This is a genomic window from Aggregatilinea sp. (assembly GCF_036822615.1).
In the GTDB taxonomy this organism is placed as follows: Bacteria; Chloroflexota; Anaerolineae; order Aggregatilineales; family Aggregatilineaceae; genus Aggregatilinea.
This window is the reverse complement of the sequence record NZ_DAISHJ010000162.1, coordinates 1-9548: the sequence shown is the minus strand read 5'-3', so window position 1 is coordinate 9548 and position 9548 is coordinate 1. Positions and strand designations below refer to the sequence as shown.

Annotated in this window: 8 protein-coding genes; 5 read left to right on the top strand and 3 right to left on the bottom strand. The window is 63.5% G+C overall.

Annotated features, from left to right (window positions below; genetic code table 11):
* The first annotated feature begins 193 nt into the window (after positions 1–193).
* On the top strand, positions 194–757 hold the full coding sequence (locus V7116_RS24120; RefSeq protein WP_324394551.1) for a nitroreductase family protein: 564 nt from the start codon (positions 194–196) through the stop codon (positions 755–757).
* Between the two features lie 85 nt (positions 758–842).
* On the opposite strand, the gene trmB is transcribed toward V7116_RS24120, so the two are convergent.
* The 3 genes from trmB to V7116_RS24105 form a co-directional block, all read right to left on the bottom strand.
* Positions 843–1550, bottom strand: a complete 708-nt coding sequence (gene trmB, locus V7116_RS24115; RefSeq protein ID WP_324394550.1) for a tRNA (guanine(46)-N(7))-methyltransferase TrmB — start codon at positions 1548–1550, stop codon at positions 843–845.
* Between the two features lie 163 nt (positions 1551–1713).
* Positions 1714–2577: a metallophosphoesterase family protein gene (locus tag V7116_RS24110; protein WP_324394549.1), complete on the bottom strand. Its 864-nt coding sequence runs from the start codon at positions 2575–2577 to the stop codon at positions 1714–1716.
* A gap of 451 nt (positions 2578–3028) precedes the next feature.
* The gene (locus V7116_RS24105; RefSeq protein ID WP_324394548.1) at positions 3029–6214 is read right to left on the bottom strand and encodes a clostripain-related cysteine peptidase; all 3186 of its coding nucleotides are present in this window, start codon (positions 6212–6214) and stop codon (positions 3029–3031) included.
* Positions 6215–6570: 356 nt separating this feature from the next.
* Here V7116_RS24105 and rpsF point away from each other — a divergent pair, with 356 nt between their 5' ends.
* From rpsF to V7116_RS24085, 4 genes are all read left to right on the top strand, one after another.
* On the top strand, positions 6571–6864 hold the full coding sequence (gene rpsF, locus V7116_RS24100; RefSeq protein WP_324394547.1) for a 30S ribosomal protein S6: 294 nt from the start codon (positions 6571–6573) through the stop codon (positions 6862–6864).
* A 65-nt stretch (positions 6865–6929) separates the two neighbouring features.
* On the top strand, positions 6930–7322 hold the full coding sequence (locus V7116_RS24095; RefSeq protein WP_324394546.1) for a single-stranded DNA-binding protein: 393 nt from the start codon (positions 6930–6932) through the stop codon (positions 7320–7322).
* 64 nt (positions 7323–7386) lie between these two features.
* Positions 7387–7734 carry a 30S ribosomal protein S18 gene (rpsR, locus tag V7116_RS24090; protein ID WP_349258559.1) on the top strand — a complete coding sequence of 116 codons (348 nt, stop codon included), beginning with the start codon at positions 7387–7389 and terminating at the stop codon, positions 7732–7734.
* Positions 7735–7921: 187 nt separating this feature from the next.
* Entirely contained in the window at positions 7922–9352 is a 1431-nt protein-coding gene (locus V7116_RS24085) for a peptidylprolyl isomerase (RefSeq protein ID WP_324394545.1), read from the top strand.
* Positions 9353–9548 lie beyond the last annotated feature (196 nt).

Below are 9548 nucleotides of genomic sequence, written 5' to 3'. Positions count from 1 at the left end.
AGCTCCTTTTTTTGTCAGTCCATAAACCTGTACATCGGGTTAGCTGAGAGCCAAAAGCAAAGGCAAAAGCAGACCTCACCCCCGGCCCCTCTCCAACTTGATTGGAGAGGGGAGACAAGCAGGCTCAGAGCAGGTGAGCGGGACAGCGGGTTTCTCGCTCAGAATGTGCACAATTCCCCTCTAAGGACGCGGCATGGCGGGCGTGCTGGACTACCTTTTCAAGCGGCGCAGCATCCGGCGGTTTACGGCGGAGCCGGTCGCGGACGAAACGCTGGTGCAGCTTCTGCACGCGGCGATGGCCGCGCCGACCGCATGCAATACGCAGCCGTGGGAATTCGTGGTGGTCACCGACCCGGAGGGCATGGCGGCGCTGCGGCGCAGTCTGCATTTCGCCCCGTACAACGCCCCGGCGGCGATCGTCGTCTGCGGCAATCCCTCAATTTCCAATCACGAGCGCATGGCGCGCGACTACTGGGTGCAGGACTGTTCCGCCGCGACGGAAAATCTCCTGATCGCGGCGGCAGGGCTGGACCTGGGCGCGGTGTGGATCGGGGTGTACCCGTCGCAGCGCGTGATCGGCGTGGTGCGCGATCTGGTCGCGCTGCCGGAGACGGTCACACCGCTGTGCGTGGTGTATGTCGGGCATCCGGCGGAGGATAAGCCGCCGCGCACGCAGTACGACGCGCACCGCGTCCACTGGCAGCAGTACGAGCCGCGCAAGCGCCGCGCCCGGCAGAAGAATGCGAAAAAGCTGTAGAAAGAACGGTCGTTAGTCGTTAGTTCGTAGTGATTAGTTAAGAACAAAGGCGAAAAGCAAAAACCGGGCGGAGCAAGCTCCGCCCCTACGGATCGGCGCGCTGGTCCTGCTCTGGATGGGGTACGACGAGCGCGTGCGTGCGATGCGCTTCGAGCCGCCGCGACTCGATGTTGCGCTTCTCCCAGAACTGCTGGAAGTACGTTTTGCCGCCCTCGAAGCCCTGCGAGGTGGCGACGACCTCGAACCAGCCGCTGTCCGCGATCAGGGCGCGTTTGGCGTCGAAGTACTCGGCGCTATCGGTGACGAAGTGGAACGACGCGTCCGGCTCCAGCAGCCGCGCGATCTCCCGCAGGGTGTCTTCGGGCAGGGGATCTTTGTAGAGCTTGCTCGGCTTGAGGTACGGCGGCGGGAACAGCATGTACGCCTCGCTGACGGAGGCGTCCGGCGCGAGCTTCAGCATGCGGCGGATGTCGCCGTGCAAAAAGCGCAGATTGGTCACACCCGCAGCGCTGGCCTTGTTGACCGCATCCCACAATGATTTCTGGTGAAAATCGATCCCGACGAAACAGGCGTCCGGCTGGTCTTGCGCCAGCCCGATCACGAAGTCGCCGCGCCCGCAGCCAAAGTCGATGACGAGCGGGCACGCGCGCCCGAACAGCGCATCGGCGGTGATGGGCGTGAGCGTTTCCGGCTGGAAGTGCAGCTCGTAGCCGGGATAGGCGAGCATATAGGCGGCGAGCGCATCCGGGTCCGGCTGGTGGACGCGAAACCGGCTGAGTTTTACACGTGGCATGGGCAGATCCAGAGAACAGCGAATAAGCAGATAGCAGTTAGCGATTAGCGGTTAGCAAGAGCAAAGACAAAAGCAAAGGCAAAAGCAACGGCACAGGCACAAAACGGGCAGAGCAAGCTCTGCCCCTACGAAATCAGGAACAACGGATCCGCATTGGCAAGCGCTAGTCGGCGGGACGGACGAGGACGCGGCCCGGCGGCGTCATGGCGGCGGCGCGGCGGTAGCGCTGGAAGCTGCGCATCTCGTTCTTGGGCAGATCGTGTTTGGCGCAGAAGCGCTCGTACGCCAGCAGGTGAAAGGTCGCCGTCTCGACTTCGAGCTTGAACACCTGTGCGGACATGCTGCGCTCCATGTAGCCGGTGGTGTTCCAGGCGGCATAGGTGCGCTCGCGGTCGTACGGGATGGCGCGGAAATCGGCCTGCCACGCGCCGCCCTGCCCCGTCAGTACAAGGTACTGCGCCGCCGGATCGCCGTTGAACGGATCGCCGACCGAACCGCAGTTGAGCGCCCAATGACCATCGACGTGGTGATCGAAGGGCCGGTGCGAATGCGCGCCGACAATCACGCGCTGGGGCACGAGGCTCAGCGCGTCCAGCAGATCGGCGTCGTCGTACCACGGGCCGAGGCCGTCGTTGAGCGCGCGCGGGCTGCCGTGCGTCACGTGGACCGCGGGCAGGCCGGGCACGTCGATCACGTGCGACCAGGGCAGCGCGGAGATGTATGCGATCTCATCGGGGTTCAGCGATTCGGACACGCTGCGAACGGGCAGGAACCAATCGGTGTCCCACTCCGGCGGCAGGTCGTCACGGCGCACGCCCTTGAGCACGTAGTCTTCGTGATTGCCGTAGGTGACGTGCCAGCCGCTTTCGCGCACGATTTGCAGGCACTCTTTGCTCTGCGGCCCCCGGTTGATGATGTCGCCGTTGACGACGACTTCATCCGGCGCGACGTCGCGCAGATCGGCCAGCACCGCTTCAAACGCGGGCAAATTGCCGTGAATATCGGCCAGGATCGCCACCCGTGCCATAAGACATCTCACTTTGTTCCGCTGCCAAAGGGGGTCCATTATGGCGCAAAGCGGAGCGCATTACCACCGAATTTCGCGTGAATTTTGACCGGGGATCGGGAGAGAAAAAAAGCGAAGGCGAAGGCGAAGGCAAACCCCAGAGTAGCAGCCGTCAGTGATCGGTGGTCGGTGGTCGGGGGCAGAAAAAGCAAAAGCGAAGGCAAACGCGACCTCACCCCCCAGCCCCTCTCCAATCAAGTTGGAGAGGGGAGACAGGCACGGGTCGGATCCGTCGGGACGGAGCTGTCTCCACCGTTGTGCGCAAAACCGGGCGGAGCAAGCCCCGCCCCTACGAACAAACGGCAAGAGATGTTCGGAAAAGAGCCGGATTTATCTCGCAAATTGATAGGAAAGGGGCGTATCGCAATACGCCCCTACAGAACCTCTTACGGATGCGGCGCAGAGCCGCGTGTTAGCCGACGAGCGAGCCGATCGAGCCACCCGTCGCGCCTTCGGTCGCGGCCTCAGTCGCCACCGCGGCGGGGGGTTCGGGCGTCGCGGCCTCGGCAGGCACTTCGGTGACCGCTTCGGCGGGCGCTTCGGTAGCTGCTTCAGCGGGGGCCTCGGCGTCCGCCTCGGTCGGCGCGGCGTCGGGCGCAGCGTTGAACATGAAGCCGCCCAGCGACACCGAGAACACGTCCGCGTAGAGCTGGTCGAACTGCGCGTCGGGCGCTTCGATCCAGAAGGTGTAATCCTGGCCGCCAAACGTGGCCGCGAAGAACGCGCCCGCCGTCAGCGTCCCGGCGTTGTCGTAGGTGAAGACGACCAGATACCACTCGTTTTCGCCGATGTAGTACGGCTCCGAAGCGGATACCGAGAAGTTCGACACGCTGCCCTCAAGCTGCGAGATCCAGTACTCGGCAAGCTCCTGGTTTGTCGCACCGGACGCGGCAGCGCTGGTCAGGCCGATGAACACGTTCTGATCGTCGGTGGGGCCGTAGAGCGTCCAGCCGCCGTTGGTTTCTTCCACCCAGCCCGCCGGGACCGGGAAGGACACCGCACCCTGCGCCGTCGTCGCGGTTTGCCACGCGCTCTGGCCCTGGATGTCTTGCGGCGAGAAGAAGTTGATGCTGGCGACCAGCGCGTTGAGCGCCGTCACCGCCGCGTCGGGCGCGGAAGCCGGAGCGTCGATGTCGAAACCGTAGCCCACGTTCTGATCGGGCACGTAGATCGCCACCACCGCGCCGACACGCGCCTCGCCGTTGAACGTGTAGGTGTAGTCGGCCACGTAGGCGAGCAGACCGTTGACATCCACTTCACGCTCGTTGCTGACCTGCAAGTCTTGCAGATCGCCCCAGCTCGCCTGGACCGCCTGCCCCGTTTCCTGGGCGTTGGTCACGTCCGTGTACGGGTAGAGGCTCATCAGCGTGGTGGTTTCCAGATCCGCCGTGAACAGCCGCTTGCCGTCGGGCGAGAAGCGCGGGCGAATCCAGGTCGCCGGGTACAGGAAGTTGATCCCGTACGTCAGATCGGTGTAACCACGCAGCGACGCATCAAGCCCTTCGTTCTGAACGGTGATGAGCGTCTCGTCCAGCGTGGTATCACCCGCGACGTTTTCCGCCACGAAGCTGATCGAGTAGTCGCCATCGGGCGCGGGCACCTTGTCGAAGCGCACCGGCTGCTCGCGGTCGAAGGTCAGCGTGTCGCCGTAGGTGTTGCCGGAAAGCTGGTTGTCCTCATCGAGCGTGACGAGCATGGGCTGGAACGTGTCGCCGGGCTGGTAGTCTGCCTCGGACGGCTGAACCGTGCCGCTCGGCGTCTCGGTGAAGACCCACAGCGCCGTCGCCGTGCGCGTGTTGAGGTTAAAGACCAACTGCGCTTCGACCGGATCGCCGTTAAGCGGCGTGTACAGGCCGTTGACCACCGCCAGATCGGGGTTGTCGCGGTTGGGGATCATCAGCGCGTAGGTCGTGGTCGTGCCGTCGGTGAGCTGCGGGACTTCCGCATCCCAGGCGAAGGTGCGCGTCGTCACACCGTTGGACCAGTCCACGATATCCGCGCCGGTCGGCGTGGTGGAGCGCGACACGAGGTAGTCGAAGTCCAGCACGACACGGCCTTCGTCGGTGATGCGCGCGACGGCGTAGTTCACCTGAAGGATGTCACGCCCGGACACGTCCAGCGTGATCACGGCGGGCTGGTAGATACTGGCCGTCTGCGGGTAGACGCTGACCACGTCCACGCTGGGCGCAGTGGTGACCGTCTGCACTGCCGTGCCGTGGAAGGTGTTGATGAACGCGATCCACGAGGCCATGCTGGCGGGCACTTCCGCCGGGTAACGCTCGCTGAAGTGGCCGCGATCGTAGGCTTTTTGCGTGCGCGGGAAGTAGATCGCCACGCCGTGCGAACCTTCGAGACGGTCGTTGTGACGGTCGTACACGACGTAGGTGTCAATCGCCTGCATCACGCCCTGCGACGCCTGCTGAAGCTCCGGCGAGACGGTGATGCCGTCCAGAAGCTGCGCGAACTCGTACAAGTCCACGGACGACCAGATGTCATAGTACTGCGGGTCGTCGTAGCCACCGTAGCCGATGGTGTTGTTACGCGCGTCGGCAACGGCGCTCAGCACGGCCTGCGGATTGGCCTGGACGGCGCTGGAGAACGCGTCAATCGCCGCCGTCATGGCACCCGACTGGTTCAGATCGACCGCCGTCAGGCCGTAGTAGTTGTCGGGATCGGGCGCGACTTCGTCGTAGAACTGCATGTAGTAGTCCACCACGGCAGTCGCCAGCGTCCGCCCGTCCATCGTCGGATCGTTGACCAGATCCTCAAGGAAGACGTAGTAGTAGCCGGGGCCGGGGATGCTTTCTTCGGACGCGAGGCCGTAGTCGGCGTAGGGCGTGATGGTTTCCAGCACTTCGAGCTGGCCCATGAGGCACATATCAAACGCGATGACGTCGAACTTGCCGATGCCGGTCGCCTGCACGGTCTGTTCCAGCGCGGAGGACAGCTCGAGCAGGTCCAGATCGTTACCAGACTCGTCGTCGCTGGCGTGACCGATCCACGCGCCGCCGTGGTCCCACAGGATCAGCATGTAGTGCTCGGCGGGATAGGTCGTGATCGCCCAGGTGGTGAAGTCGGCCACGGTAGCCGGATCGCCGCTGTCGATCTCGCCCATGTCTTCGAGCAAGGTGGAATTGAGCGTGCCGAACTTATCGTCCTGCTGGATGTAGTAGCGCCGACCGCCGGTCCAGTCGCCGTCGATGTCGGCGTAGTCTTCGGCGCGGTCGATCTGCACGACGACGTTCACGTTCTCCGACGAGCCGACCGCCTCCATCTCGTTCATATCATAGAGGCCCTGGATTTCCAGGTTGTTGTCGGCGGCGACGTAGACCATCACCGTCCAGTCGGCGGTGGTGGCCTGCTGCGCGATTGGATCGACCGGCGGGCGCTGGGGGCGTGCCGCCATCCAATCGTCCATATAGGCCGCTTCTTGCTCCAGAGCCGACGCCGCGCCGCTGACATCCGCGCGCAGCGACAGATCTGCCGGGTCTTGCGGGCTGCTTACGGCGGCCCGGACGGGCGCGACCGAGGGCAGCGCCAGTGCCGCGACGACCAGCCAGGTCCACAGCCATCGTTTTAGATGATTCCCCTGCCTCATTGCTTCGTAGCCTCCTTGGCTTTTAGCTGCTGATTGAAAGTCTAGTACAGTTTGAAGTAACGCAAAAGAAGTTTTATAGGTTTTTTTGAGCTTAACATTTTAATTGAGGCCAGAATAGCGCCCCAGCGTGACAGCAGCGTGACCGGCGGGGCCGGAAATTTGCCCATTCGCAGGGGTAAGCAGTTTCGTAATATGCCGTCCCTGGAGGGCCGATCGGGTCTTGCCAAACTGACAGTGCTGCGGTACTATTTTCCCGATGAGTACGCCCGCTTGTGTCGCGGGCGTCTTTCCGCCCATTCGGCTGGCGCTCGCCAGGATCCGGTGGGCAATCCCAAGGAAAGGAGAAGCTCCACAGGATGAATCACGAATACGAGTTGGGATTCATTATCCCCATCAGTGTCCCGGAAACGGAAGTTCCGGCGGTCGTTACGACTGTGCGCGAGTGGGTCGAGGCCCTTCAAGGCACGGTGACGAACGTAGACAACTGGGGCCGTCGTCGTCTGGCTTACCCCATCGACGATTACCGTGAAGGCTATTACGTCTTCTTCAAAATGAGCTACCCGCCCCAGGCGGTGCCTGAGCTCGAACGCCAGATGCACCTCAGCGACCGCATCATCCGTCACCTGGTCGTGCGCCTGGACGAAGAGTAGGACGAGGCCAGCCCGAGGCTGGCGACCGTGTTTGTCGTAGAATTATCGTTAGGAGCGCAGCACGCATGGCCCGCGGATTGAACAAAGTTATGATCATCGGTACGTTGGGCCGTGACCCAGAGCTGCGCTACACGCCCAGCGGGCGCCCGGTTGCCAGCTTCAGCGTGGCGACGAGCCGCACCTGGACTTCCTCGGATGGCGAACGCCGCGAGGAAACGGAGTGGTTCAACGTCGTGGCGTGGGGCAACCTCGCGGAGATCTGCAAGTCGCACCTGAGCAAAAGCCAGCAGGTCTATGTGGAAGGTCGCTTGCAAACCCGTGGGTGGGAAGACGAGAACGGCACCCGTCACTACCGCACCGAGCTGGTCGCCAACGAGATGATCCTGCTCGGTGAGCGGCGTGCCGCGCATGACTACGACGATGCTGACGACTACGACAACGAGGATTACGCGTTTTAGGTTGTATGCCTGCTTGCGCGCCTCATTGAAGATCAACGAACGAGTTTGAGAGGATAAACGTCACATGGCCGACTACGATCGTAATGACCAGGACGACAACGAAGATCCGCGTGAGCGTCGCCGCTCGCGCTTTTCCCGCGAGCCGCGCGAATCGCGCGACTTCGATTCCGGCGAAGGCCGTGGCCGCCGCGGTTCCCGCGCGCGCAAAGAAGACTACTTCTTCGCCAACCACACCCTGCCCGATTATAAGGACGTGGATACGCTGCGCCGCTTCATCACCGAGCGTGCCAAGATCCGGCCCCGCCGCCAAACGGGTCTGACCTCCAAGCACCAACGCTTGCTGGCCCGCCAGATCAAGCGCGCCCGTCATCTCGCGCTGCTGCCCTTTACCGACGACCAGACCCGCGCCTAGCCGCGCCGGGCGCTGAGCGAACAAACCGGCCAGGGATCGATCGCCCAAGCGCGTCCCCTGGCCGGGGTGAACACCCGGTTTGGCTGCCCCGCGCCTGAGGTGACGGATGGCCAGCGTGAGGGGGGCAGAGGCCGCAGGCCATGCCTCCCTTATAGGTCATGCACTTCTTTGGAGGAGATTACTCTTTATGGCGAAGAAAAGCACGACCGGCGGTCCGCGTCCCCGCCGGGTCACCGAGGCGGATGTCCAGCGCCGCACCGAATATAAGTCCCGCGCCGAGCGCGACCAGATGTGGCAGCGGCGTTTCCTGGCCGTGATCGTGGCGCTCGTCGCCATTAGCGCGGTGGTGCTGGTGTTCGCGGTGGTTCAGGAACAGGTCATCGTTCCGAATCAGGCGATTACCAAAGTCAACGGCGACGAGGTCAAGACCAGCGACTTCCAGGCGCGCGTGCGCTTCCTGCGCTGGCAGACCGCGGAGCAAATCCGCCAACTTTACGCACTGACCGGCGGCGATCTCAACACGCTTCAGCAGTACGCCAGCCAGCAGATCAGCCAGCTCCAGACTCCGGCACTGTTCGGCGGTCAGGTATTGGATGAGATGGAGGAAGAACTGATCCTCCAGCAGACGGCAGACGATCGGGGTATCACCATCGACGACGCCGAAGTAGACCGTCAGGTCGATGACTATATGGCCCAGTCGGTCGGGCTGACGCTGCCCGAACAGGAAACGTCCACACCGACCACCGTGCCGAGCGTGACGCCGACGCCGCTGGTTTCCGCCACGCCGTCGAACACGCCCGCGCCGACCACTACACCGACCCCCCTGCCCACCAGCGCCTCCAGCACGGCGGAAGCGACCGAAGCCGCCGCCGCGACGGAAGCCGTGGTTGAGCCGGATGCGACCGCTACGGCAGTCGTCACTTCGACACCCACCGCCACGCTGGAAGAGAGCCAGATTCAGGGCACGCTGGAGAACGCAGCCAACAACTACTTCGACAGCGCGAAGGAAGGCTCGGACGTAGATCGTGACGTGGTGCGGGAAGTCTTCTATTATCAGGCGCTGCGCCAGGCCGTGATGGATGACGTCACCAAAGACACGCCGACCTCGGAACTGCAGGTGAACACGCGTCACATCCTGTTCGCCTTCAACCCCGCCAATCCGCAGGACACCACGCCGCCCACCGACGAGCAGCGCGCCACCGCGCTGGCTCAGGCTGAGGCCGCGATGGAAGCCCTTCAGAACGGCGAGCCGTTCGCGGATCTGGCGAAGGCCATGTCGGACGACACCGGCAGCGCCACCGGCGGCGGCAGCCTCGGATGGTCCAGCCCCGACGTGTACGATCCGGCGTTTGGGGATGCCGCGTTGAACGCGAACCTGGGCGAGATCGTCGGCCCGGTCGAGTCGCAGTTCGGCTACCACATCATCCAGGTGCTGGGCCGCGAAGTCCGCGACCTGACCCCGAGCCAGCTCAGCTCCGCCAAGAGCGAGGCGTTCACGACGTGGCTCGACGCTCAGAAGGCTTCTGCCGATATCGAGCGTAACGACAACTGGATCGACCGCGTGCCGGAAGAACCGACCTACAGCGAACTGTTGGGCGACATCCTGCCGATCAGCTAGCGACCGGGATCACTTCAAAGCACCATTCGCGGCGCGCTTCGTATGAGGCGCGCCTCGTTTTTGTGTGGATGGACCGTTCCGCGTAACCGAATTTATGCCCCCCATCCCCTGGCCCCTTCCCCCACGCAAGCGGAGGGAAGGGGAAAAGGCAAGAGCAAAGGCAGACCTCACGCACGGCCCCGGAAAAGCAGCAGTT